Origin of the sequence: Pseudoalteromonas sp. SWYJZ12, assembly GCF_015864395.1 — a bacterium.
GTDB classification, from domain to species: Bacteria; Pseudomonadota; Gammaproteobacteria; order Enterobacterales; family Alteromonadaceae; genus Pseudoalteromonas; species Pseudoalteromonas arctica.
The window spans coordinates 29787-54339 of sequence record NZ_JADYXH010000013.1; the positions used below are offsets into that span (position 1 = coordinate 29787).

Annotated in this window: 22 protein-coding genes and 1 other RNA gene; 7 read left to right on the top strand and 16 right to left on the bottom strand. The window is 39.2% G+C overall.

Translation table 11 applies throughout. From position 1 onward, the window contains the following. The first annotated feature begins 201 nt into the window (after positions 1-201). Entirely contained in the window at positions 202-906 is a 705-nt protein-coding gene (gene rnt, locus I6F42_RS13920; protein ID WP_197152499.1) for a ribonuclease T, read from the top strand. On the opposite strand, the gene I6F42_RS13925 is transcribed toward rnt, so the two are convergent. Continuing rightward, entirely contained in the window at positions 890-2515 is a 1626-nt protein-coding gene (locus I6F42_RS13925; RefSeq protein ID WP_010554641.1) for a DUF342 domain-containing protein, read from the bottom strand. The genes rnt and I6F42_RS13925 overlap by 17 nt on opposite strands. Before the next feature lie 263 nt (positions 2516-2778). On the opposite strand from I6F42_RS13925, the gene ssrA reads away from it, so the two are divergent. Then, positions 2779-3135, top strand: a transfer-messenger RNA (tmRNA) gene (ssrA, locus tag I6F42_RS13930). A 98-nt stretch (positions 3136-3233) separates the two neighbouring features. On the opposite strand, the gene I6F42_RS13935 is transcribed toward ssrA, so the two are convergent. The 3 genes from I6F42_RS13935 to I6F42_RS13945 form a co-directional block, all read right to left on the bottom strand. Then, positions 3234-4310: a hypothetical protein gene (locus I6F42_RS13935; protein WP_197152501.1), complete on the bottom strand. Its 1077-nt coding sequence runs from the start codon at positions 4308-4310 to the stop codon at positions 3234-3236. A 157-nt stretch (positions 4311-4467) separates the two neighbouring features. After that, entirely contained in the window at positions 4468-4764 is a 297-nt protein-coding gene (locus I6F42_RS13940; protein WP_197152503.1) for a hypothetical protein, read from the bottom strand. A gap of 35 nt (positions 4765-4799) precedes the next feature. After that, positions 4800-5804, bottom strand: a complete 1005-nt coding sequence (locus tag I6F42_RS13945; protein ID WP_197152505.1) for a YHYH protein — start codon at positions 5802-5804, stop codon at positions 4800-4802. Between the two features lie 186 nt (positions 5805-5990). On the opposite strand from I6F42_RS13945, the gene I6F42_RS13950 reads away from it, so the two are divergent. After that, positions 5991-6749, top strand: a complete 759-nt coding sequence (locus I6F42_RS13950; RefSeq protein ID WP_197152507.1) for a sulfite exporter TauE/SafE family protein — start codon at positions 5991-5993, stop codon at positions 6747-6749. 179 nt (positions 6750-6928) lie between these two features. On the opposite strand, the gene I6F42_RS13955 is transcribed toward I6F42_RS13950, so the two are convergent. Together I6F42_RS13955 and I6F42_RS13960 are read right to left on the bottom strand one after the other, a co-directional pair. Continuing rightward, positions 6929-7564, bottom strand: a complete 636-nt coding sequence (locus I6F42_RS13955; protein WP_197152509.1) for an NAD(P)-binding oxidoreductase — start codon at positions 7562-7564, stop codon at positions 6929-6931. Positions 7565-7747: 183 nt separating this feature from the next. Further along, a complete protein-coding gene (locus I6F42_RS13960) occupies positions 7748-7966 on the bottom strand; it encodes a hypothetical protein (RefSeq protein ID WP_231616369.1) in 219 nt (72 codons plus the stop codon). A gap of 420 nt (positions 7967-8386) precedes the next feature. Here I6F42_RS13960 and I6F42_RS13965 point away from each other — a divergent pair, with 420 nt between their 5' ends. Beyond that, the gene (locus I6F42_RS13965; protein WP_197152511.1) at positions 8387-9868 is read left to right on the top strand and encodes an OmpA family protein; all 1482 of its coding nucleotides are present in this window, start codon (positions 8387-8389) and stop codon (positions 9866-9868) included. A 57-nt stretch (positions 9869-9925) separates the two neighbouring features. Here the strand turns inward: I6F42_RS13965 and mnmC are convergent, their stop codons facing one another. After that, positions 9926-11935 (bottom strand): bifunctional tRNA (5-methylaminomethyl-2-thiouridine)(34)-methyltransferase MnmD/FAD-dependent 5-carboxymethylaminomethyl-2-thiouridine(34) oxidoreductase MnmC, encoded by a 2010-nt coding sequence (mnmC, locus tag I6F42_RS13970; protein WP_197152514.1) that lies wholly within the window; start codon positions 11933-11935, stop codon positions 9926-9928. A gap of 178 nt (positions 11936-12113) precedes the next feature. Between mnmC and fabB the strand changes: the two genes are divergently transcribed. After that, complete coding sequence (gene fabB / locus I6F42_RS13975) at positions 12114-13325, top strand: beta-ketoacyl-ACP synthase I (protein ID WP_007582000.1); 1212 nt, start codon at positions 12114-12116, stop codon at positions 13323-13325. 103 nt (positions 13326-13428) lie between these two features. Here the strand turns inward: fabB and I6F42_RS13980 are convergent, their stop codons facing one another. Continuing rightward, positions 13429-13794, bottom strand: coding sequence for a hypothetical protein (locus tag I6F42_RS13980; RefSeq protein WP_165721357.1), 366 nt, complete (start codon positions 13792-13794; stop codon positions 13429-13431). A gap of 51 nt (positions 13795-13845) precedes the next feature. Between I6F42_RS13980 and I6F42_RS13985 the strand changes: the two genes are divergently transcribed. Then, positions 13846-14388 (top strand): GNAT family N-acetyltransferase, encoded by a 543-nt coding sequence (locus I6F42_RS13985; protein ID WP_010554650.1) that lies wholly within the window; start codon positions 13846-13848, stop codon positions 14386-14388. Between the two features lie 92 nt (positions 14389-14480). After that, entirely contained in the window at positions 14481-16154 is a 1674-nt protein-coding gene (gene ggt / locus I6F42_RS13990) for a gamma-glutamyltransferase (RefSeq protein ID WP_197152516.1), read from the top strand. A 48-nt stretch (positions 16155-16202) separates the two neighbouring features. On the opposite strand, the gene I6F42_RS13995 is transcribed toward ggt, so the two are convergent. From I6F42_RS13995 to I6F42_RS14030, 8 genes are all read right to left on the bottom strand, one after another. Continuing rightward, positions 16203-17063 (bottom strand): Tim44 domain-containing protein, encoded by an 861-nt coding sequence (locus tag I6F42_RS13995; RefSeq protein ID WP_197152518.1) that lies wholly within the window; start codon positions 17061-17063, stop codon positions 16203-16205. A gap of 164 nt (positions 17064-17227) precedes the next feature. Beyond that, complete coding sequence (locus tag I6F42_RS14000) at positions 17228-17980, bottom strand: DUF3379 family protein (RefSeq protein ID WP_197152519.1); 753 nt, start codon at positions 17978-17980, stop codon at positions 17228-17230. Beyond that, on the bottom strand, positions 17980-18537 hold the full coding sequence (locus I6F42_RS14005; protein ID WP_032827217.1) for a sigma-70 family RNA polymerase sigma factor: 558 nt from the start codon (positions 18535-18537) through the stop codon (positions 17980-17982). Before I6F42_RS14005 ends, I6F42_RS14000 begins: the two co-directional genes overlap by 1 nt. 61 nt (positions 18538-18598) lie before the next feature. After that, on the bottom strand, positions 18599-20257 hold the full coding sequence (locus I6F42_RS14010) for a BatD family protein (protein ID WP_197152520.1): 1659 nt from the start codon (positions 20255-20257) through the stop codon (positions 18599-18601). Further along, positions 20251-22191, bottom strand: coding sequence for a VWA domain-containing protein (locus I6F42_RS14015; protein ID WP_197152521.1), 1941 nt, complete (start codon positions 22189-22191; stop codon positions 20251-20253). Before I6F42_RS14015 ends, I6F42_RS14010 begins: the two co-directional genes overlap by 7 nt. Then, entirely contained in the window at positions 22191-23177 is a 987-nt protein-coding gene (locus I6F42_RS14020; RefSeq protein ID WP_033028574.1) for a VWA domain-containing protein, read from the bottom strand. The genes I6F42_RS14015 and I6F42_RS14020 overlap by 1 nt, the downstream gene beginning before the upstream one ends. Further along, positions 23170-23604 (bottom strand): DUF4381 domain-containing protein, encoded by a 435-nt coding sequence (locus I6F42_RS14025; RefSeq protein ID WP_004335624.1) that lies wholly within the window; start codon positions 23602-23604, stop codon positions 23170-23172. Before I6F42_RS14025 ends, I6F42_RS14020 begins: the two co-directional genes overlap by 8 nt. A 2-nt stretch (positions 23605-23606) precedes the next feature. Next, positions 23607-24551, bottom strand: coding sequence for a DUF58 domain-containing protein (locus I6F42_RS14030; protein ID WP_010554656.1), 945 nt, complete (start codon positions 24549-24551; stop codon positions 23607-23609). Positions 24552-24553: the final 2 nt, after the last annotated feature.

Genomic DNA, 24553 nt, shown 5'->3' on the forward strand with positions numbered 1-24553 from the left:
GTGCTCTCCAGCTATCCGGGAATGCCAATAATTTGGCAAATTAACGACTGCAATGATTAGTTTGTTCTCTATATAACTAACTTATAAGCTAAAGCAAGTTATGTGCCTACAATTTTAAAGCAATAAATACTTAAATCCCCTAGCCTAGGGGGCATCAATTTTGACATAATAGTCAGCTTACACGTATAAACAAAGAAGACTATGGCAAATACTGAGCAAACACCTTTCGCAAAACGCTTTCGTGGATTTTTTCCTGTTGTTATTGATGTTGAAACTGCAGGTTTTAACAAAGAAACAGATGCCTTGTTAGAAATAGCAGCCTCTGTTTTAAAAATGGATGACGAAGGACTGCTCAGCATAGATCATACTGTTCATTTTCATGTTCAGCCATTCGAAGGCGCTAATATAGAACAAGCAGCCATCGACTTTAATGGTATAGACCCATTTTCACCACTGCGTGGTGCAGTACCTGAAGATGAAGTCATTAAAGAAATATGTAAAGTAGTACGCAAAGCGCAAAAGGCTGCTGGGTGCCAACGCTCAGTTATTGTGGCGCATAATGCCGCATTTGATCATGGCTTTTTAAATGCAGCAATAGAGCGTAATAACATTAAGCGTACGCCATTTCATCCCTTCGTAAGCTTTGATACAACATCTTTAGCGGGTTTAGCGTTAGGGCAAACTGTATTAGCAAAAGCATGTAGAGCGGCTGGTATCGAGTTTGATAACAGCCAAGCGCACTCAGCGCTTTACGACACAGAACGTACAGCTGAGCTTTATTGTTTAATAGTAAACCGCTGGCAGCAATTAGGTGGTTGGCCATTAGCGCCACTAGATGACGCTGATGCTGATGCTGATGCTGAAGTTGAAACTGAAAATGACGAAGAAACTAAAACGTCTGAGTAATTTTACCCTCAGTTAGCTTAACTAGGTGGGGCGGGTAAATACGCGAAAATTGTTTAGAATCTTTCGCTATTTTAAGCTCCACACCAGGGTGCATTAATTCATTTACTTTTAAACGACTGCTGGCAAGTAATTGCACTATTTTTTGCTTAATAAGTAGTTTTTGACGATGAATATGCGCAGAGCGTATTTTTATATGCTTTTCATTTTCAGTTATTTTATTCATGAATTGCTGACGCTGAGCAGCCCCCGCAATTTTACTCGCTTTTTCACGAGCCTGTTGTAAAGCGGTTACTTTAGTCGCAAGTACTTTTTCAAAATCGGTGATTTGTATTTGCTTTTGGCGAAGCTCAAACCAGAGTTGTGCTAAAAATACGCGTGTTTTAGTACCGGCTGGCGCGCCTAGCTCACCTGTTTCAATGCGCATAGCATCTAAAATATTACCGCCAATAATTTTACCTCGCGGGTCATTTGCTTTGCCTACACGTATTAATCGCCTAGCACTCAAATCACAATGCAGAGCTTGGCGTTCAATAAATAAATCTTGTTCGGATTTAATATTGCAGTACTGGGCATAACCAATCGAAATAGTTCGCTGAGCGGTTATAGAGCATGTAAATGCTTCCTCGCCTTCACGTTTTCGGCCAATTGCGCCAAGCATAATGGTTACCGCACTTTTACTTTCAACAGTTCCTGATTCTACAAAACCAAGTACCGTAATATCACCATTGGCTTTTACACGCATACCGTCTTTAATATCACCAGTAATAATTACGCTACCATCAAAATCAACATGGCCTGTACTTACATCTACGTTATCAAAGCATAAAACGTCATCTACACGCATACCACGGGGTAGGGCAACGGGCACACCTTTGCAGTCGGCAATAAGCATATTAGGATTATTAGGATCTACTTTTGTACCTTCGAAAGGCTGGAGTTGGTGATCTTTACCTGGTTTTGCACTAATTGAATCGCCAAATACCGTATAGCCTTCTTCTCCAGGTGTAGCTGCAATACGCTGCATTAAGGGAGTGCCAGGTTTTACGGTGATAATAGCGCCAAGGTTTTTCATATCAACCTTACCGCCTTCTTTAGCTTGTGGGCTGAGTACTCGGTCTTGAGCTGTTGAGCATAAACGCACAAATTTAGCATCGCTGCCTTCTTTTGGATTGCGCCCATGTGCAATTATGGCACTGTAAGAGCTTCCTGCTGGTTGCTCAAACTGCTGGCCCAAAAAGGTATCAAGCGCACGAGGGCTTATTCCTTTTTTAACACCTGCATCAGCAAGTGCTTTTTGCGCGCCTTCCATAGACAAAAGTGCGCCACCTTTAGCGGTAGTTAATGTTGCTTCTGCGACCATGTTTTTTTCATCAATATTAATGATAAGCGACGCATCTACAGCTTTAGCAACGACAAGCGATACTTCCTGATAATTTTTAGTGGGCGCAAAAAGCTTTCCAATATTGGCAATGACAGCTTCGTACTCACTAAACTCAGATTGCTCTAGCATTTGCGTTAACTGAGTACTTGTAACAGGAAAACCACTATCAATAGGGTGACTTTCTAAAGAGACAAACCCTGTACTTTTATCAAATGAAAAAACCGACATTTATTAATTCCCTACTCTATGCCTGTTATTATTTTTATTTTTTACAACTAAAGGTTTAGAAATAGCAAAAACCTTAACTCCTCATTTGAACACAGGTTAAACACATTGTTAAGTAAATGTTTATATAGGCTTGCATAAACTAAATTTTGGTTACTTAACACGCGATTGGCACATACAATTAAAATAAAGCGTTACTAGGCCTTGAGTATCAGTACTTTACTCAGTTATACTGTTTGCACGCTCTGAATTGAGTTACTAATTCAGGGGCTGATTAGGATTCGACGGAATTCAAGAAGCCCAAGGTGCATGTCGAGGTGCGGTTTGCCTCGTTAAACAGCCGCAACCTAAAGTAATCGCAAACGACGATAACTACTCTCTAGCAGCTTAGGCTGGCTAGCGCTCCTTTCATGTATTCTTGTGGACTGGATTTTGGAGTGTCACCCTAACACCTGATCGCGACGGAAACCCTGGCCGGGGTTGAAGCGCTAAAACTAAGCGGCCTCGCCTTTACTTACCGTGTTTGTCCGGGACTTAAAGGTTAATTAAATGACAATACTAAACATGTAGTACCGACGGTCGAGGCTTTTCGGACGGGGGTTCAAATCCCCCCAGCTCCACCAATAAAGGTTTTTGAACTCGTTATTCGAAAACCATAAGAAACCCGCAAATTTGTTAATCCAAATTTGCGGGTTTTTTTATGGAATTTATAAAATAAAGTTTAAGTATTTTTAATTGCGCGTAGCTTCATTTTTATTGCAATCACAAGCAGGCTAAATAATGACAGCATACTTATTAACAACGTTAGATTAAGTATAGGGTTACTTGGCTCGTAGGTAGTGACAGGAGAGTTATTTATAGTTTGCGAGTTTTGATGTTGCCTAATATAGCTTTGGCTGATCCAATCTACCGCGTTTATCCATTGTACTTTGGCGGGGTCAGTATTGTTTAGCATCCCTATTGCGTGCTTATCGTTATCTAAGCTTTTTGAAAGTCGTATCAGTTGCTGCCAAAATTCATTTTTAGCGCCTAGGTCGTCTATTTCTTGTAGGTGCTGTTGTAATTTATCACCCCCCATCGTTTTTATATCAGCTTGTCCTGTACTTTGCGCGTAGCTATTTATTAGTGATGAAAAGCGATTAAAGTATTCATTACTTTTTTGTAGGGTTGGGTTAGCTGTTTGATCATTTGTTACTTTTTGTACCGATTGATTTAGGCTATTTTGATCAATCAAATATTGCTTATACTCTTGGTAACTTAAGTTGTTTGTAGTTACATTACTTGGGGTGCCAAAGTTGTTTTTAAGTGCATTAAAACTAATTACGGCGCCTAGTAAGGTAATAATAAAAAGGGCGCAATAGCAAAAATACAATGCACTTTTTAAAGTGTTGTGCAGTAGTTTATATTTATTACTTTGTTCTATAGTTGAGTTTTTACTTGAGGCTGCATCTGTATTTAGTAACTCACTTTGTGCTGAGGTGCTTTTTTCATGAGTGCTCTTACTAATGTGTTTATTAGTATCTTCACTGTGCTCAGTGAGTACTAATTGATTGTTTAGGGGTTTAGTAAGTTGGGGTTCTACTTTAGTTATTAGGCCAAATTTTTTAAGTGATGATTCTGTTTTAACAGCATCAATACTCGATAGGTCTTTTTTTAAAGCGTAAGCTTTTCCATCAAATAATTGAATAACAATATTATGAGGAATATTCAGAAGTTGGCTGAGTTGTTCTTGGGCAGACGTTATATCTGCATCTTGATGTAACTGACCATTAAAAATAATTTTAAATGTAGCGTCCACATTAGTTCCTTGTGCGTGTTATTCCATATTTGGAATTTTTTTATTTTATGTACACAAAAACTAATCTAACAGATAAAGGTAGTACTTTCTAATGGTTTTTTATTTAAAAGCCTTAATAAACAGCGTTAAGGCTTTGGTGTGTAGCTATTATTTTACTTTATAGTTTAGCGAGTGATTTTACAGATTGCTTTTGCTCACTTACGGGTTTAGTTGCTTTGTCTATTATTGTTTCAAGTGGTTTATTTCGAACACACATAAGTACTTTGTTCATTGCTTGGCATGTGCCTGTCGCTTTTTTATCATGGCTTGTGTAGCTGCAATCTTCATTAATGGCTTTTTCTTCACATGCTTCCCAAGGCGCGTTTGAGCCGTGGCCTGCATGACTTAGCGCTGAGCATGAGGTAGCAAGTAAAAAGCCAGTGGTTAGTGCTTTTATTACGTTAAATATTTTCATTAGTATCTCAGTTAATTATTTGGTCAGAATGCGAGTTATCTTGCGGTAGCACCTTTAAAACAACCAATAAACATGTTTTCAGATACATCGGCTGCATGGTAGTGGTATCCGCGTGTATCGTCGGTGTGGCCTCTACATTCATCTAAATCAGTGGGTTCTAATCCATCTTCGTTAAGCATGGCAAATATACCAAATCCATCGAGTGCATAACCCATCATGGCGGCATGACCGTCTGATTGAATTTGTGTTTGGCTACAGCCTGCTTCACCGTGGTAGTGATAACCTGCTACTAAGTTAATATGGCCAGCGCAATCATCAAAGGCTGCAATAGTGTATGCGCCTAAAATAGCCTCAACTGGGGCAGGTGCAGCAAGTACAACACCATTGAGAGCAACACCTACATTAGCGTTACCAATACTGCTATTTTGAGTGGTTGCAACAGGCATTATTGGAATTAAAAATGATTCTGATATACCGCCATCAACATAATCAATAGAGCATTCTACGCAGTGGTTTTGGTATTGTTCTTCTACGTTTGGACGCGCAGCGCCATCACACGATTCTTGTGTGTCGGTTACATTTACAAGGCCTGTACCTTCGTCGTATAGCTGCCAATGACTATCGTTATATAATGTAGGTAGATTTAAAATAAAGTCTCCGGTTATATCGTAAACCTCACCGGTGCCATCAAACCAAATACCGGCTTCGTCTGCTGTTGAGGTGATATTTTGAGGGCAAAATACACCAATCTCGTAATTTGAAGGCGCACCGGCAATATCAATTTTGTAGCATGAGGCTTCATCGCCATTACTTAGCGTACATGTTTGAGTGGTAATTGATGAAATGAGCGCATCGCTTTCAAAATTAAAAGGGTCAACTTCTACAACAAAATCGGTTGAAGTATCTGTTGTAGTTCCCTCATCGGTGGTTGTTTCAGTTACGACGGTACTTTCAGCATCGCTACCGTTACAGGCAGCTAAACCCAGTGCAAGTATACACACTGCAAGCGGTGTCAGAATTGGTGTGTTAAATCTTCTCATCAAAAATATCCGGTAATGAAGTTGAATGTATAATATTTGTTAAATGTGCAAACAAAGTGCAAAAACAACGCAACATAGTACATAGCACGAGATAGAAGCTGATAAAGTGGCTATAAATGTGTTTAGTACCTTTTTTACTATTTAAATACTGCGACTTAAAAGTACTTAAATAGGCAGTGGAGTTTTATGGAATTTTTATTTCCCGACAGCATGTCTTTATTTTTGTTTTTATTGTTAATGATCACCGCTGGCTTTACTTCTTTTATATCTGCTGCATTTGGTGCTGGTGGTGGATTAATGCTGCTTGTTGTTATGGCGTCGTTTATGCCAATGGCAGTTGTTGTGCCTGTGCATGGTTTAGTACAGCTTGGCTCTAATGCAAATAGGTTTTTACTCAGCTTTAGGCATATTGATAAAAGAATGTTTGTATATTTTGCGTTAGGCGGCTTAGTAGGGGCGGGGTTATCAAGTTTTGTAATTGATGATATATCACTTGATGCTATGAAGTTAGTCGTCGCTATTTTTGTTATTTATTTACTGTGGGGTAAAACGCCACCTATAAAATTAACCTCTAAGGTGTGGCGTATGGTCGCCGGTGGCGTAACTACTTTTATTTCTATGTTTGTGGGGGCAAGTGGCCCATTAGTTGGTAGCTGTTTATATATAAATAATTACGAAAAGTTAAAATTTACGGCAACGTTTTCGAGCATTATGAGTGTGCAGCATTTATTAAAAGCGATAATTTATGGTGCTGTTGGCTTTAGTTTTTGGCAATGGATACCGCTTGTAATTGCTATGATAATAAGTGGTGCTGTAGGAACTTGGTTCGGAATTAAACTACTTAAAAGCATGTCTGGGGATAAATTCAAGCGTATTTTTAGGATAGTTTTAACGTTATTAACGCTACAACTCGGTTGGCAAGGTATTAAAATATTACTCCACTAATTTACTTAGTGGAGTAAATTTAATTTTATTAAACATAAATTACTAAAGCGGATTAAATAATTCACTGCGTCAAAAAGTTACTAATATAGAGCGACTACACTGTAATTTTTTGCCTTATCGATGAATTACACATTCTTTGTAATAATTGTTCATACGTTTAATTAAATTGGTATTAAAGCTTATTTAACAGCGGCTTTAATTGGCTTGTCGCCATCAAACAACTCAAAAATGCGGTTACTAATAAATGAGTTGGTCGCAATATGTAATAATGCATTAGCTACGTTTTCGCGGCTAACTTTGGCTTTTGAACGATCACTTGGTCGCTGCGTAGTTACTTGCATTGAAGCACTATCGTCAGTCAGTGTACCAGGGCGAACAATGGTGTAATTTAAACCACTATTTATTAGGTGCTCGTCAGCCATGTGCTTAGCAACCAAGTAAGGTTTTAAATCACCTTGAATCGAATCTGGATCGTCAGCACCAATTGAACTGACCATAATAAAGTGGTTAACGCCGTGCTCTTTAGCGAATGTAGCTGCTTTTGTTGCAGCCCATAAATCAATGAGTACAGTTTTATCATCGCCTGTACTTCCACCAGAACCAGCAGCAAAAATCACTTGGTCACAGCCTTTCATTGCATCACCAAAATCACCTTCAAGATCTTGCTCAACAATAGTTAAAAAAGAGCTGTTTAAATCACTTAACTTATTTTTGTCACGCACTAATGCCACAACATTTTGCTCATTTTCTAAAAGTAGCTCAGTTGCCATTTTACCTATTTGTCCGCTTGCGCCAATAATTAGGGTCTTACTCATAATTAACTCCTTCCAATAAATAGTAAAAGTAATGTGCTTACAAACAGACCTTGGGGTAGGGGATTATTTTTAAAGGGTAAAAAAGAGTTTAAATGAGCTAATTTCAAAGAATACTTTAATTAAAGTGCGATGCTTAACTGAGTATTAAAATCAGCTGTTTTTGGTGTGTTTTTTTAGACCTTTTTATTCAACCATTATACTCACTTCGGTCACATGACTACGGCGGTATAGACTAATACGGACTTTACGTTCTTGGTAATTATAAAATAAAGTGCGATATGTATTATTGCCGTTTGTTTTTAAAGGCTCACCTAATTTTTGCTGATAAAAGCGAGTGATATCAGAAATTGAATCTGTTAAATAACCAGTGCGTACCATTGGGTATTCGCTTGCTACATCCATCGTTGTAACAAATTATTCAGGTAGTGGGATTTCAGTGACGCTTTGGCTGAGTGCGTTAAACGATAGAGTGCATAGCAATATTATTAAAAATGCTAAAATTTTCATGAGAGTCCTTTGTGTAATAATTTCCTTTTATTAATGCCTACTTTACTGAAATAAAAATTTATGTCATTTAATTTTTATTTTGTATTTCATCGCGTAAAGGGAGGTATCCAATGAGAATGCTTAGCTTGCGTACTTGTTTAATAGACGTTGTCGTTATTTGATGCTTTCGGCTAAGTGACTAATTAAAAAACTTTTATCCCTCTATTCTCCTGAATACCTAGAAAGTTAATAAAGTTATACAAATAAGGAACATTGAATTAAGTTTACTCATTAGGCATAGTGCTAATGTAATCTAATACTTTAAAAGGAATTTCTATGAAAAATAATATTATCAAAGTACTTTTAATTTGTACTACCTACCTGTGCTGCGCGTTTAACCTGCAAGCAAAGCCATTATTAACGACTTACCCCGATGCGAAATTAGGAAAGAAAGTCACTTTAGCGGGCGAAGAAACACAGTTTGTATCAGCCTTTAATCCTGCGCTAAAAAAATCTCAGCAATTTGAATATAAGACATTTGTTGGAGATGTAAGTCATTTTTCTTATCAAATAAAGAATGTTGCTTCTTTAAAGGTAATGGAAAACTACAAAAACGCTTTAAGTGACGCTGGATTTAAAGTTTTGTATACATGTTCTTTAAACGATTGTTATGAAAAGCGAGAGGATAAATTGCTGGCTGAAGAGTCGAGCTATTTCAACGTTTCTAGTTATTACGGGCAACCACATTATATTTATGCAACAAAAGGAGATCTTCCTGAAGCTGCCATTTCGTTATTTGTTGGACAATATAAAAATATGACACAAGCACTTTTGACGACAGTTAATATTAAAGAAATTGAAACTGGGCTGATAAAAGCTGATTTTGAAGCATTCAAGAAAAAAGTTAGTAATAAAATAAAAAAACCTACACATGAAGATCTTAAAGGTTCTGCAGATCATCCTTTATTAAGTCGTTACCCTGGTAGCTATATCGAGGATTATCAAAATGTTGATTATGAGGAGTTTAGTATCCCAATTGGCAAGTCTGATAAAAAAACGAGTACTTCACCTATGCTTAATGTTACAGGAGATTTAACGCGAATTACTTATATTGCGAATAAAGTATCGACGTTAAAAATTTATCATAACTATGTGAGTGCTTTGACTAAAGAAGGTTTTGAAACCGTATTTTCTTGTCAAAAAAATGAATGCGGTACAAAAAGAAAAGAGATTCAAGCATTAGGTGATAAGTTGGCGATTAAATCTGTTTATAACTACTTTCGCGAACCTAGATATCAAGTTATGAAAAATACTGTAAACGAGCAAACTACCTACGTTGCCTTTTTTATAGGTAATTATAATGGCGATTCTCGTATTCAGCTTGTTGTTGCTCGTACAGAGCCCTTAGTGACAGGCCTAATAAAAACGAATAGTGATAAAGTTCTTGAGCAGTTAGAGCAAAAAGGAAAGGCGTCTATTTACGGTGTTTTATTTGATTATGATAAAGCCACTATTAAAGCTGAATCTAAAGAGGCGTTAGATGTTATTGCTCAAGTTATGGAAAAAAATAAAAAATTGAGTTTATATGTTGTTGGTCATACCGATGATAAAGGCTCGCCTGATTATAATTTAAAGCTTTCAAAGCGCCGTGCTGATGCGGTTGTTAACGCATTAATTGCTGATTATGGGGTAGCTAAAGTAAGGTTATTAGCTCAAGGAGCGGGTCCTTATTCACCCGTTGCAACTAATAAAAATGATTTAGGTCGTGAACTAAATCGCCGTGTTGAATTAGTTGAAAGGTTGTCTAGTTCAAAATAATTTATGTTTTTAATTTATATGCACATTAGATCTATTGTTTTAATGTGCATAACTCATTTAAATTTTATTACGAATTAAATCTCTGACGATAAATCGTGCAGGATGAATCGCTTGGCTTACACGTTCGCTTAATGGGCGGGGTTCGTTATTTAAACAACTTACGAGGTGGTCTGCACTTAGCGGTGCGCTGCATAAAGCGCGTGCACCAAAACCGGTAAAAATATGCAGACCTTGTTGTGGTTTATTAAGTTGCTCATATTGGTAGCGTTTACCTAAACGTAGATTAGCAAAAGCCATTGTATAATCACTTTGCTCGCACCATTGCCCAGCCATTGGTAGGTGATCTATAAATGTGCAGCGAACAGCCGCTTTTGCCGAGTTTATATTGCCAAGGGTGGAGGCAAATTCACTTTGCTGATAAAAGCTAAGTAGTTGCTCTTGGTTTAATTGGTTGTCGATCGCTGTAACTTGGCGGCTTTTAGTGTTTTTTTCAAATGTGGCACCCATACAGTGATGATCTAAATAAGCCGGGGTAAAATACCCTTTATGGCATAGCACTGTTTTAAGTTTGCGTGATTGCTCACTTGCCTCAATATGTGAAACCTGACCGCGTACGCCTACTATAGGTAGCGCTTTTGTTTGCTCAAATGCATCGCTGTGCTCACCTGCACAAATAATTACATCGCTAAAAGGGCCTAGCTGCTCATCATTCGTTAATAAAAACCAACCGCTATCAGTTTTTTTAAGCTGCTTTATATTGCAGTTAAATAGGCTTTTAAATGGGCTTATGCTGTTTGCAGCGCTTAGCATAGCGTTTACTAATTGTGGCGGGTTAACCCAGCCGCCTTGTTCAAAAAACACGCCTGAATAACCTGTCGTTACGCCGGCTATTTCATCGCCTTGCTCTGCGGTAACGTTACGCATTAGCTGGGTTGGCCACAGTTGCTTTTGTGCTAAGTTTACGTGCTTATCAGCGAGAGGTTTTTTCACTGCGTGTTGTAATACGCCGCACCAATCGTAATCAAAGCTAAAGCCGTTTTTGAGTAACTGGTTATACAAACGTTTTGCGTATAAAAAGCTATGTGCAAACAATTCACTGTGTGGCGAGTTTTTAGCTTGTAGGTGAGGGTAAATAGCGCCTTGCACATTGTGCGATGCCCCCATTGCAGGCTTTTCATCTTGGCAGAATAATTGGCTGGTTATGCCTCGTTTAGCCAAGCTGTATAAAATACAGCTACTGGCAATACCACCGCCAATGACCGCTACATTTTTTAAAGTACTGCTATCTTGATTAAAATAAGCGGGGGTTGATTGAGCGCTATTAACATGTTTAAGTTGGCCAATAAGCATCTTTTCTTTTTGATTAAAATCTTTGGCTTTTTTAATGCTAAAGCCAGCCTCTATTAATCCTCGTTGAACAAAGTCAGCGGCAGTAAAAGTCGATAAGGTTGCATTAGCTCTTGTTATATCAGCCATGGAGTTAAATAAACTTTGCTGCCACATATCAGGATTTTCACTTGGCTCAAGCCCATTTAAATACCAAGCATCAACAATTCCTGTTTGCGGGTAGCTCATTGCTTGTATTGATTCAAGCGCATCACCAAAGTATAAATCGAGAACAACATTGCCATTATTAAATTCGAGCCGGTGGCATCCTTCTAAATTAATTGGGTAGTTTACTGTTAATTGCTCACTAAAATAACTTAAGGTAGGCCAAGCGGTTAATGCTTGTTTTAAGTCTGTTAATGTTAAGGGATACTTTTCAAACGAAATATAGTGTAGGCGTTTTACGCTTTTTTCACATTCATTTTGAACTTGCATCCGCTCAAGGTGGTCTTTAAAGCGTTGCCACGTATTTAAAAAGTTTAAACCGGTGCCAAAACCGGTTTCGGCAATAACAAAATGTGATTGGTCATGATTTTGTAATCGTACATCTATATTATTTTGCTCATAGTACACATAATGCGATTGAGCTAAGCCATCGTCATTAGAAAAATAAATATCACCGGAGTCATTAGTCAAAGGTGTACCTAAATTATTAATGTGACTATGTGCGTTCTTAATCATAATTTTTTAAATTTATAGATATATTTTTAATTATTTTACGGGTTTTCTTTGTAATAGTCTGGCGTTATTTATAAGCTAGCAGTTCAGAGTACAAGTGTACGCTAGAAAGCTGACCACTTAGGTGATTAAATTCGCGTAAAATAGAATGCAATTAAGTATTAAGCTAAGGGAATTACCCATGAGAAGAGCTGTAATTACAGGTATCGGTGTTGTATCAAGCATTGGTAACAACAAAGAAGAAGTATTAGAATCGTTAAAAACGGGCAAAAGCGGTATCGCTTTTAACCAAGAATTTGCCGATTATAAGTTACGTAGTAACGTATCGGGTAAAATTGATATTGACGTTAAAGCACATGTTGACCGCAAAGCAATGCGCTTTATGGGTGATGCTGCTGCATATTCTTATATTTCGATGACTCAAGCAATTGAAGACTCAGGTTTGTCTGACGACCAAGTATCAAATGAGCGCACGGGTATTATTGTTGGCTCTGGCGGTGGTTCGTCTAAATGGCAGGTAGAAGCTGCTGATATTTTACGTGAAAAAGGCGTAAAACGTGTAGGGCCTTATATGGTTCCACGTACTATGGCGAGCACTACATCTGCTTGTTTAGCAACACCCTTTAAAATTAAAGGTGTTAACTATTCAATTAGCTCTGCATGTGCAACATCTGCGCATTGTATTGGTAATGCAGTAGAACAAATTCAATTAGGTAAGCAAGATGTTGTTTTTGCTGGTGGCGGTGAAGAACTACACTGGACATTGGCAATGGAATTTGACGCTATGGGCGCACTTTCTACTAAGTACAACGAAACACCAGAAAAAGCGTCTCGTACATACGATGCGAACCGCGATGGTTTTGTTATATCTGGCGGCGGCGGTATTGTTGTAGTTGAAGAACTTGAACATGCACTTGCACGTGGCGCGCACATTTACGCTGAAATAGTTGGTTACGGTGCAACATCAGATGGCTACGACATGGTTGCTCCATCTGGCGAAGGTGCAGCACGTTGTATGCGCCAAGCTATGCAAGATGTAGACAGTATTGATTACTTAAACACGCATGGTACATCTACACCTGTAGGCGACGTTAAAGAGCTTGGTGCGATTCAAGAAGTGTTTGGTGGTAAGTCACCAATGATCAGCGCAACTAAAGCAATGACGGGTCATGCCCTCGGTGCTGCAGGTGTTCACGAAGCTATCTTCTCATTATTGATGCTAGAGCACAGCTTTGTAGCGCCTTCAATTAATATTGATGAGCTAGATGAGCAAGCGGCAGGTTTAGATATTATTACTGAACGTCGTGACGTTGAGTTAAATACTGTAATGTCTAATAGCTTTGGCTTTGGTGGCACAAACGCTACTTTAGTTATGAGTAAGTACAAAGGTTAATTTGAGCTTATAAGCCCTAAATATGTAAACACATGTCAGGGCTAAACTGCTTAAAACAAAAAAGGAAAGCCGAGGCTTTCCTTTTTTATTATCGAAAGTTAAATTAACCTTCGTTATGTTCTTTACGCGCTTGCTCAATTTCGTCAGCAATTTCTTGCGCTTTCTGCTTAGTTTTTTCAGTTAACTCGCCAGCAGCTTCTTTGCTTTTAATCCATGCATCAACCGCAATCTCTTTGCCGTCGTCGTACATGTCTAAGCCCATTGTTTTACTTTGCTCTAATAGCTCGTTTAAAGACTCATCATTTTTAAGATCGTTAGTTGTCTCTTTAACGTCGTTCCATGCATCACCAAGCTTTTCTTGCATTTGTGCGCTTTTATCTTTTGCATCTTCTTTTACTTCGGTGGCATCTTCACAACCAGTTAATGTAATTAAAGTGCCTAATAAAGCTAAACCTGCTAATTTATTCATGTGCTATCTCCTTTAGAGACTGATAATTAATTCGAGGCAGACTATACAACAATGAAAATGAACGCCCCCGTAACAAAACGATTAAATTTTAAATTAATGAGTGAGCATGATTGGCCTCAATTATTTGAACTCGACCAAGACCCCGCCGTAATGCAGTATTTAACGCGAGGTGTACCTACCTCTTTAGAGCAAATAAAAAATGAGGGAGTGCCTCGTATGCTCGCATATAGAAATGAGCTAAAAGGCTGGGGGCTGTGGAGTATCACTATAAAGCAAACCAATATATTTATTGGCTGGGTATTAATAAGACCTATGGATTTCTTTAGTGATGCACCAAATTACAGCGATATTGAAATAGGTTGGCGCTTTAAACAAGCGAGTTGGGGGCATGGTTATGCAACCGAGGCGGCTTTAGCATTATGTGATGAACTCATTAAGCAAGATGACGTTAAGGCGATAAGCGCAACTGCACTAAAAGATAATACGGCCTCTATAACAATAATGAAAAAGTTAGGCCTGCAATTTATAAAAAATTATACACATACAGATGAGCAAGGCGACTTACCCGCGGTACTTTATTCAAAAAACGTTTGAAGATGATTAAATATCAACAGTATAAAGATTGACCTGTCCTTAAATGACGTGCATTAATATGGGCAACAAAAATAATAAATTAAGGATGTTGTATGGGATTGTTTTTTTCACCACGTAAATTAATCGTCAAAAGTGTACTGGTTTTACAGTTCACTACTTTTAGTGTTTTGGCGCAGCCTTTAGCGCAAAGCGCGGTCGCAATGCCTGACTCGTTCAGTGCCGATGCTGCTAAAAGTATATTAGAGCAAGGCGGTAATGCTGTTGATGCGGCTATTACGGCACAATTTGTACTTGCAGTGACGCTTCCTGAAGCCGGAAATATTGGCGGCGGGGGATTTATGCTTATTCAAAAAGATGGCAAAGGCGATTTTATAGATTATCGCGAAACAGCGCCAACAGCGGCTCATCGTGATATGTATTTAGATAAGCAAGGTAATGTTATTGCAAACAAATCAATATATGGCATTCACGCAAGCGGTGTACCTGGCAGTGTAGCGGGTATGTGGCTTGCCCATCAAAAGCATGGCACTTTAAAGTGGGAAACACTAGTACAGCCTGCTGTAACGTTGGCTGAGCAAGGGTTTGTTGTTCCGCCTAAGTTAGCAAAAGGTGTGAGCAATTATATAGCCCACCTAAAAGAGCAAAAAATAAATGTAAACTTTGAAAAATATTTTGCTGATGTAAAAGCCAATAAAGTCTTTAAGCAACCCGAGCTAGCGGCAACGCTAAAGCGTATTCGTGATAACGGCCAAGATGGATTTTATAAAGGCGAGACTGCAAATATTATTGCTAAATTTATGCATCTGCATGGTGGTATTATTAATCAAGATGATTTAAAAAATTATACCGCTAAATCACGTACACCCATTAAAGCAAGTTGGAATGGTTATGAAGTACTTACTTCGCCACCGCCGAGTTCAGGTGGTATTGCTATTTTACAGTGGCTCAAAATGTATGAGTTACAAAAACCAGATGCAGGCTTAGCGCATAACTCGACTCAGTATGTGCACTTACTTTCTGAAATAGGTAAACGTGTATTTGCAGATAGGGCGGAGTATTTAGGCGATCCTGATTTTTTTGATGTACCAGTAAACGCGTTAACTAATATTAACTACCTTAAAGAGCGCAGTAATGGCATTTCGTTAACCGCTATCTCGACTACCGAAAATATTAAACCGGGCCTTAAAGAAAGTGAGCAAACTACGCACTTTTCAATCGTTGATAAAATGGGTAACGCTGTCGCAAATACCACCACAATAAACTTAGGGTTTGGTAGCGGTGTCGTTGTTGAAGGTGCAGGGTTTATTTTAAATGATGAAATGGACGACTTTAGTGCCAAACCAGGCGTTATGAATGTGTTTGGTGCAATAGGCGGTAAAGCTAACGAAATACAGCCGCACAAGCGTATGTTGAGTTCTATGACGCCTACAATACTCCTTAAAGACAACACCGTTAAAATGGTGACAGGCTCGCCTGGTGGCACAACCATTATTAGCTCTGTGTACGAATCTATTTTAAATGCGGTAGAGTTTGATATGAGTGCAGAGCAGGTTGTAAATAGCCCTCGTTTTCATCATCAATTGTGGCCTAAAAATATAATTAGAACACACATAGGTTTAACCGATAGCGTAAAAGCAGAGCTTACAAAAATGGGTTACACCATCGATGAGAATCACTTTGGTGACTTACACGTTATTATTAATAAAGAGGGCCAATTAGATGCCGCTTCTGAAGCATCAGGGCGCGGTAAATCAATTGTTTTTTAAATAAAAAAACACCGCGCTAAAAAGCGCGGTGTTTAAAATAATAAAAGCTTATTGAGTATCAATTAAATCTTCAACACCCACTATTAGCCATGGAGCATCGTCTGAAATTAGACGCTCTAAGTGCCAAATTTCTAAAATAGGCTGTTCTTTTTTATCGCCTAAATCACGGTGCTTACCTTTAAAGCGAACACTAACCTGCCACGATTGCGCATTTGTATCTGCACGCACAAGTTCGGCATCAATAAACATTACTTCAGTGTCTACACTCTGTATAGCTTCACGTTCAGCTTTAAACTCGGCAACAAGCGCAGGGCTTAAGTATTCAGCCATTGTGGTGTAATCGGCATTATTCCATGCAGTTTGTAGCGTATGGTAATGACTACGGGCACCTTGCAAAAAGCCATTAACGTCAAAGTTAGGTGGTAAATTAAAAGGGACACTTTCATCTTGTGGGGCGCTGCTAGCAAAGCCTGTGCTTGTTGGTTGCTCGATAGGTGCTTGTTTAAAAGCATTTTTCTGAGCACTTGTACCTGCACTGGCATTTGCAAGTTGTGGGGCACGATTAGCACGTAAAAAGCCTGTTACTAGCTTAAATAAAATAAATAGTCCGCCAGCTAATAAAATCATTTCTAATAGCTGAAAACCTTCAAAATCGTCGCCTAACATTGCTGCAATTAAGCCACCCGCTAAAAGACCACCCAAAACGCCAGCCATAATGCCTTTTTTATTTGATGTGGCTTTAGGTGCTGCTGTTGGGGTTGTTGTATCTGCTTTTTGTTTTTGTGCTGTTTGTTGTGTTGCAGGAGTTTGTCCACGTTTGCTACTGCCAAACTTTTTACGTGCGTGTGCATCAAAACTGGCAGTACATAATAATGCCAATAATGAAAAAATAACGATGATGTTCTTCATGAAATTCCCTAATTAAAATCGAGCCGCGATTATAATTTACTTTCTTAAGGAGTTTAATTAATTACTTTAAAAATCAGAGGTTTTGAGTATAAAAGAAAAGGTTTATTGGTGGGTATATAATCAAAAAACCGCTTAGTAGGGACTAAGCGGTAAATTTGTTTATTTTAAAGCCAACGAATAGCGCCAGTAACGCGTTCGTTATAAGTATTTAGAGGTGCTCCAACACTTGCCACTAAAATAGTATCTGCTTGTGAGCCTCGGTTAATATGACCTTCAAAGCGCTCGTCTTTGAAATTATCATCGCCAAAACCAAATGATTTATTTTCAGAAGGCACTATAAATACCGTCATAGGACCAAAGTCAGACTCAAATATCAAATGTAGCCCTTTTTCGCCTTTAAAATCACAAAACATAGCGTAAGTTACATCACCAGGAAGCTCATCAAGATGACCACCTAATACTGCAAGCTTGTCGTTAACGCTTTGTAGGCTAACGGGCTCTTTTTTATCAAGCGCACTAATTTCGTAGTACACATGGGCAAGCGCATGCTCACCCGCTTCGTGTGCAATATTTTGCTCTGTACTAAAAAAGAAGGCACTAATAGCCACTACAAAAGATGCAGCTAATGCAAGATGCACGCGGTCAAGCTTAAAACGCGAGCGGGCATCAACTACATTTTTTCCTGTTGCTTGCTCTTCTTGTCGTGCTTTTTCTTTTAACGATGTGTTTAAAAGAATGCGGTCTGCAAGGTTTTCAGGCACAGGTATATCTAAAGAGTCTTGAATAAATTTATCAAAATCTTTCATATCATTAATAAAACTTTGTCGCTCTGGGTTATTGTTAGCAAACTCCATGAGCTCCTTGTCAATGTCGTTTGGCTGCGCAATAGTGCGGCGACGAAACTCAAGTTCATCCATTATTTTGATGCCCCTTTAAGTTGTTCATCATCACGGCTTAAAGCCTCTTTAAGTTGATTTCGGGCACGGTATAAACGAGTCATTACCGTGTTTTTATTTAAATTAAGTATGCCTGCGATCTCTTCGCCAGAGCAGCCCATTACAACTTGTAGTAATAATGGCTCTCGGTATTCATCAGATAGCAGGGCAATCTGGCGTTGGATAACCGTTTGCTCCATTTCATCATCTAATGAGTGGCTGGTTTCATCAACAAGCGTATCGTTTTCTACGTCGCTGTAATCAAACTGTTTACGTTCAAATCGGCGCGCATTTTCTCTTCGTAATATAGTAAGCAGCCAAGGTTTAGCTGCCTTTTGATCAAGTAAAGAGTCGAGAGAACGCCACGCGCGTAAAAACGTTTCTTGTACTAAATCATCTGCTATGTGCGGATCACGGCATAACCAATAAGCAAAGCGATAAAGCTCTTTATTGTAAACGTGGACCAAGGCTTCATAACGCTTTTGTTTCTCTGCCATATCGATTAAGACCTGATTGTTTGATTTTTTCTTTCCAAGCATAAGCACTTTTTTAATTGAAAATTATTATTTATTGCAAAAAAAGACCTGAGTATCGTAGTTATTAATCATAAAGGTCTTTTAATACAGCTTGTTGCGACTTTGATGCTTGAGTTTGATAGTTCTCAAGAATTTTAATAATAGCATTAAGATCCGTGTTTGCGCCTTTATTACTATAAAGTTGTGCCTGCAATTGGCTAATGAGGTCATTAAGCTCGCTGCTGTTTACGCGGATGCAAAGCTCATCAATAGCGCCAACATTTTTGTGAGTCACCTTTACAGAAAAACTATTTAATGCGGTGTAAAAAGCTTTCACATCGTTCGTTTTAGCGAGCGTTTTAAGCTCATTTAAGCTCGGCTGAGAAATATCACGGTTGTTTGGTTGTAATTTCTCAGTCGTATTTTTAGTAGAACGGGTCATTAAGTAAAAAATTACAGTACCAATCCATAAAATATACCCTAAAGCGGCAACAACTATTAACCAAAGAGGAGTATCACTTTTAGTTTCAATACGTTGTGTGCCTGTCGCTTCATTCGAAATATTTTCAATAGCAGGTAAATTGTTTGGGTTTGATTGTGGGTTTGCCACGGCGGTATTAGGTGCGGTACTACTTGGCGTTACCGTTATAGTGCGCTTTGGTAATGTAGCTACGCTAATACGGTTCATTTTAGTATTAAACCAAGGCAGCTGTATTTCAGGTAAAGTGTAAGTACCTGGTTTTTGCGGCAATAATGCATACGATGCAGTTTGCTGCGATACAACGCGTCCGTCACGTACTGCATTGTTATTTTCTTTTTTATCAGGGTAGCTGCGTATGCCATCAATGGTAGGCATAGAGATTTCAGGTAATTGCTCTTTTGTAACTCCAAGCGCAGTAAGTGTAATAGTACGTGTTATAGGCGTACCTACTTCTACGGTGTTGTCGTTAGGTTGCCATTCTTCATCAAGACTAACCAGCTCGCTTGGTAACCATGCACCTTTATAATCACTCGGAATTGGTTTAATTTCTATTTGCTGATCGTCGCCAAGAGCTGATACTTCTAATTGACGATAATTTTGTTGTACTCGCCCTTGAAAAGCGGGGCCTGCAATAGTGTACGCACCACTCTTTTGTGGCTGAATCAAATACTCGCGAGTAATAACAAGGTAGCGTTTACCATCAACAAGCTCATAGCTTTCAGTTTGCTTACCCAATTGGGTTAGCTGAGCATCTTCCATACTTGGTGTGCTTAAGCTGCCATCAAGCAGTTCTTTGGCAAGGTAAAGCTTAATAGTGTAAACACCGGCTTCTTGGACAAACAATGAATTACTCGAGAGCGACGTTTTTAAAAATATTTCGTTATTTTTATCTGCATCAACTGAGCGTTTTGCCACTTTTAATTTAATAGGCTGTGAGGTTAACCCTGCAACGCTAAATGCCGGAATAGTGTAATCGCCCTCTGCACGGGTCATTAATTTAACTGACCACGTGGTTTGTTTATTAATGCTGCCATTAATAATGTTGGTACGAGAGCTTAAGCTTGTTGGGCCTACCACAAAGTCTTTTAACAGCGATGAGGTGTCTGGTTGCTCGCCTTTAACTGTATCGTCTACGGATATATTAAGCATAAAAAATTCACCCGCTAAAACAGGGTTTTTATCTACGCTGGCTTCTAATTTGGTGGCAGCCCACGAAGGCATCGCACTTAATAGCAATAAACAGCAAAATAATCGCATTACCATGATTTTTCGACTCCTGTAGGGCGACGTTTATATTGTCTTTTTTGGGCTTCTAATTGCATTTTATTCCGTAATAAAATAGCCGGATCGTCCGGGACTTTTCTAAGTAGTTGATTAAGCTGTTGTGCTTTTTCTTTTTCTTCATTAGTGAGCTCACTTGCTTGGGCTTGCATAGCTTGTTGCTGAGCATTTTGTTTTTGCTCATCAGTAGCAGGTTGCTCATTCATTGCTTGTGGCTTACTTTGTTGCTGCTCGTCTTGAGGTTGGTCAGCGTCTTTATTTTGACCTTGCTCACTTTGTGGCTGAGCTTGCATATCAGGTTCATTTTGCTTGTCTGATTGCTCGCCAGGCTCACCTTGTTGATCTTTTGATTGTTCAGACTCTTTATCTGATTCTTTATCAGATTTTTCATCGCTTGAGCTTTGACTTTCGTTTTCGCCTTTTTCAGAATCGCTTTTATCACCATTTTGTTGCTGATCCTGTTTTGACTCATCAGAATTTTGCCCTTGGTTTTGCTCATCTTTTTTCTGGCTATCATCTTGGTCTTGAGAGTCGTCGCCGTCGCTTTGCTGATCTTGCTGGTTTTGTTGCTCTTGTTGATTGAGTAATTGTTCAACTAAAGCTTGGTTGTCAGTTGCTTGTGTAAAGTCGTTTTGTAAGGTTTGGGCTTGTTTGTAGGCTTCAATGGCGTCCTCAAGCTTGCCAGCTTTGGCAAGGGCATTACCGTAGTTGTATAAACCGGTAGCCGACTTATCATTACTAAACTCATTAAGTGCAGCATCAAAATTACCTTGCTGGTAAAGCGCCGCGCCTTTTAACTCACTCGATTGCGCCTGTGTTGCTGCATCGTATTCTTTATTTTTGTAAGCCTCTAATGCACGTTGATCTGCATTTTGCAAAAGAGTAGGAAGCTCTACGGCATACGCATTTTGCTGCGGTAAAAAGCTAAAGGCTAAAAAAGCCCCCAGCAAGGCAGCGCGTCTAAATAAATACAAACCAAATGGCAGTAATAACAAGAGTCCGTATATACCTGCATCTATTCGCCAAAGTGCGTGGCTTTGTTTTTCGTCTTTCAATAATTCACTCTGTGCATTTGGGGCAAACGTATTTATGTCGTTATTACTAGGCTGGTAACTAGCAAATTTACCACCACTGCTCGATGCTAAATTTTTAAGCTGACTGGCATTGAGAGTAGGTACTACAATTTGGCCGTATCTGTCTTTCAAAAAACCACCTTCAGGTAACTTAATTGGAGCGCCTTGAGCGGTACCCACGCCATATATATTTAATCTATATTGGGTGTTACTGGTAAAGCTACTCACGTCGCTTTGTTCTTGTTGATCAATACCGTCGGTCACTAAAATAATGTCGCCATCAATATAACCCGCTTGCGTTAATAGCTCTTTGGCCATATCAAGACCGGCTAAAACGTTTGAGCCTTTGTCTGGCATTATTTCAGGGCTTAAGCTTGGAATTAAATTACTAAGTGTTGTGGCGTCGTTTGTTAGTGGCGATATTATATAGGCCGTGCCTGCGTAAGCTACAAGCGCGGTATCACCTTCTTTAAATAGCTCAATCATATCAAGCGCTTTAAAGCGTGATTGCATTAAACGATTTGGTAAAATATCGGTGCTGTACATTGAGTACGACATATCCATAACAATTACACGGGCACTTTTACTTTGAAATACAGGAACTTGTTTTTTCTCAAAACTAGGCCCAGCACTAAATAAAATGCCAAGGCTGCAAAACAAAGCAACTAACCAAAGTGGCTGGCTGGCTTTAGTGTTTGCTTCGCTCATTATAAATTGTGCTAAATGCGGTGCAATTAGCTGCTCACTGGTGGTTTTTTTATGCTTAATTAAGGCAACAAAAAATAATGCCACAGCAGGTATGAGTAACCATAAAAGAGCGGGGCGAATAAATTCAAAATCCATTAGTTTGGCTCCTTTAATGCACGCAATGTACTCAGCATTACTTTTAAGCTAATAAGTAAAATAGCGATAAGTAACGGGTAGTAAAATAATGAGCTTTGTGGGCGAAATGTTTGTTCATCAGCGCTAATAGGTTCAAGTTTATCAAGCTCTGCGTAAATTTGTTGAAGGCCTGCTACATCTTTGGCTCTAAAGTATAATCCGCCAGTTTGCTCGGCAATCTTTTTAAGTAAGCTTTCATCTAAATTACTGCCACTAGAGCCACCCATATTAAAGAGGCTAAAGCCGCGCGGATTATCTGAGCCAACGCCAATGGTGTACACTTTAATACCTTCCTCGCGAGCTAGCAGCAGAGCATCTTCTGGGTTTAAATTACCAGCGGTATTTTGTCCGTCGGTTAATAGCACCACAATACGGTTACTCTCATCTTTATTGGCAAAGCGTTTTACCGAAAGACCCAATGCATCACCAATGGCTGTTGCGCGTCCCACTAAACCAATTTGCGCTTCACTGAGCATTTTACTTACTGTTTTAACGTCGCGCGTGAGGGGGGTTTGTAAAAATGCGGTGTCGCCAAATAATATCAGCCCAAGCCTGTCGCCTTGACGCTGCTCTATAAAATCACTGAGTACGGCTTTTACCATGGTAAGGCGGTCAACATATTGGCCATTGTAAGCCATGTCTTGTTCGGTCATCGAGCCTGATAAGTCAACTGCTAACATTATATCGCGCCCTTCATTTGGTAATGAGATTGGCTCATCTAACCATGTTGGATTGGCAGCGGCAGTAACAAGTAATAACCAAATTATCCATTCGAAAGGATTTAAACGTCGTGCGTGTGGCTCAATGCTTTGGCTGGTTAAATTGTGCTTTGCAAAACTGGGTATACGTAAACGCGTACTGGCATTACTTGCCGCGGGTTTTAATAGTAAAAGTAATAAAGGCAAGGGCAGTAATAAAAATAACCATGGCCAGCTAAATTCAAACATTTACTGACTCCTTTATTTTAAATTGCTTAATACCTTGGCGAAATTTTTCGCACAGTGTTGTATCTTTTTGGCTGGGGTTATACAAGCTTAGTATTTCTTGTTCTGTAAAGCTCAAACCGGTAAGCGTATTAAGTGTTGTGCACCATTTAGAGGTAGATTGCGCAGCAAGGCGCTTGTCGTAATATTCAATCACTAAACGTTTTAAAATAATATGCAGTTGCTGAGGATTTTGCTCACTTTGGCTCAATTGTATTGCGTAGCGTTTAGGCTTTTTAAATTTATGTTTTTTGTAAAATATATAAATAGCTGCGCACAGTGCTAAAAACAGCAGTGCAATAATAACCCACCAAGCAGGGGCGAGTGGCCACCAATTAACTTGGCTTGGCGCTATTATATCGTGCAGGCCATCGAGTGGATTGGTTTGCATGGTTATTTTCTCACTAATTGCAGCTCAAGCGGTGTTGCTGCATTGAATGATATTAAATTAAGACCCGATTTAGTTAAGCGATTAAAGCGCGTACTAAATGCTTGCTCAGCATTTTTAGCAAAGCGTTCTCTAAAGCTGTTATCCATTAATGGTAGGGCAAAGTCTTGACCATTTGCATTAACAGTAACGGCTTGCTTAAACGCAGGTAACTGATGCTCAAATGGATCGCTTATATGGCAACCAATCAGCTCGCAGTGGCGGCTTAATATTTCGAGTTGCTTAAAGCTCGCATCATCCAGAGCATTAAAATCAGACACCAAATACACTAAGCTGCCTGGTTTTGCTAAATGATTAAGGCGCTTTAGGTTATCGCTAAAGTTGTTAGGGGCTGTTTTATCAATATTGTTGAGCGCTTGCTGGTGGTTGTCGCATAAATTATGACAAAGCTTAAGGACTGCTTTTTCACGGGCGCTGGGCTTTAGCTCCAAATGCGAGTGCTGATTAAACACAATACCGCCAATTCTATCGCCGCGCTGACACGCCGACCATGCAACAAGAGCGCTTATATGCGCAGCTTGCACCGACTTTAATAGTAACTTTGAACCAAACAGCATTGAGTTAGAAAAATCAGTAAATACAAACACAGGGCGCTCTTTTTCTTCTTGAAAGAGCTTTGTGTGAGTCTCGCCGGTACGCGCAGTAACTCGCCAATCAATAGAGCGAATATCGTCACCTTGCTGATAATGTCGCACTTCGGCAAATTCCATTCCTCGGCCTTTGTGCGGTGCAAGGTATTGCCCTGTTAAGGTATTTTTTATTTTTACCTTAGGGGCAAGTTCAAGCAATTGCGCTTTGGCTTTGTAATACATCAGCTCTTTGAGTGCTAAATTAACACCGTGGCTATGGCTCTGTTTGAGCCATGCTTGGGATTCTAATTGTTTTTGCATAA

Excerpts from the sequence above, each read along its gene's own strand:
- rnt (WP_197152499.1), top strand. The coding sequence starts at position 202 with ATGGCAAATACTGAGCAAACACCTTTCGCAAAACGCTTTCGTGGATTT.
- I6F42_RS13925 (WP_010554641.1), bottom strand. The coding sequence starts at position 2,515 with ATGTCGGTTTTTTCATTTGATAAAAGTACAGGGTTTGTCTCTTTAGAA.
- I6F42_RS13940 (WP_197152503.1), bottom strand. The coding sequence starts at position 4,764 with ATGAAAATATTTAACGTAATAAAAGCACTAACCACTGGCTTTTTACTT.
- I6F42_RS13945 (WP_197152505.1), bottom strand. The coding sequence starts at position 5,804 with ATGAGAAGATTTAACACACCAATTCTGACACCGCTTGCAGTGTGTATA.
- I6F42_RS13950 (WP_197152507.1), top strand. The coding sequence starts at position 5,991 with ATGGAATTTTTATTTCCCGACAGCATGTCTTTATTTTTGTTTTTATTG.
- I6F42_RS13955 (WP_197152509.1), bottom strand. The coding sequence starts at position 7,564 with ATGAGTAAGACCCTAATTATTGGCGCAAGCGGACAAATAGGTAAAATG.
- I6F42_RS13960 (WP_231616369.1), bottom strand. The coding sequence starts at position 7,966 with ATGGATGTAGCAAGCGAATACCCAATGGTACGCACTGGTTATTTAACA.
- I6F42_RS13965 (WP_197152511.1), top strand. The coding sequence starts at position 8,387 with ATGAAAAATAATATTATCAAAGTACTTTTAATTTGTACTACCTACCTG.
- mnmC (WP_197152514.1), bottom strand. The coding sequence starts at position 11,935 with ATGATTAAGAACGCACATAGTCACATTAATAATTTAGGTACACCTTTG.
- fabB (WP_007582000.1), top strand. The coding sequence starts at position 12,114 with ATGAGAAGAGCTGTAATTACAGGTATCGGTGTTGTATCAAGCATTGGT.
- I6F42_RS13980 (WP_165721357.1), bottom strand. The coding sequence starts at position 13,794 with ATGAATAAATTAGCAGGTTTAGCTTTATTAGGCACTTTAATTACATTA.
- I6F42_RS13985 (WP_010554650.1), top strand. The coding sequence starts at position 13,846 with ATGAAAATGAACGCCCCCGTAACAAAACGATTAAATTTTAAATTAATG.
- ggt (WP_197152516.1), top strand. The coding sequence starts at position 14,481 with ATGGGATTGTTTTTTTCACCACGTAAATTAATCGTCAAAAGTGTACTG.
- I6F42_RS13995 (WP_197152518.1), bottom strand. The coding sequence starts at position 17,063 with ATGAAGAACATCATCGTTATTTTTTCATTATTGGCATTATTATGTACT.
- I6F42_RS14000 (WP_197152519.1), bottom strand. The coding sequence starts at position 17,980 with ATGGATGAACTTGAGTTTCGTCGCCGCACTATTGCGCAGCCAAACGAC.
- I6F42_RS14005 (WP_032827217.1), bottom strand. The coding sequence starts at position 18,537 with ATGCTTGGAAAGAAAAAATCAAACAATCAGGTCTTAATCGATATGGCA.
- I6F42_RS14010 (WP_197152520.1), bottom strand. The coding sequence starts at position 20,257 with ATGGTAATGCGATTATTTTGCTGTTTATTGCTATTAAGTGCGATGCCT.
- I6F42_RS14015 (WP_197152521.1), bottom strand. The coding sequence starts at position 22,191 with ATGGATTTTGAATTTATTCGCCCCGCTCTTTTATGGTTACTCATACCT.
- I6F42_RS14020 (WP_033028574.1), bottom strand. The coding sequence starts at position 23,177 with ATGTTTGAATTTAGCTGGCCATGGTTATTTTTATTACTGCCCTTGCCT.
- I6F42_RS14025 (WP_004335624.1), bottom strand. The coding sequence starts at position 23,604 with ATGCAAACCAATCCACTCGATGGCCTGCACGATATAATAGCGCCAAGC.
- I6F42_RS14030 (WP_010554656.1), bottom strand. The coding sequence starts at position 24,551 with ATGCAAAAACAATTAGAATCCCAAGCATGGCTCAAACAGAGCCATAGC.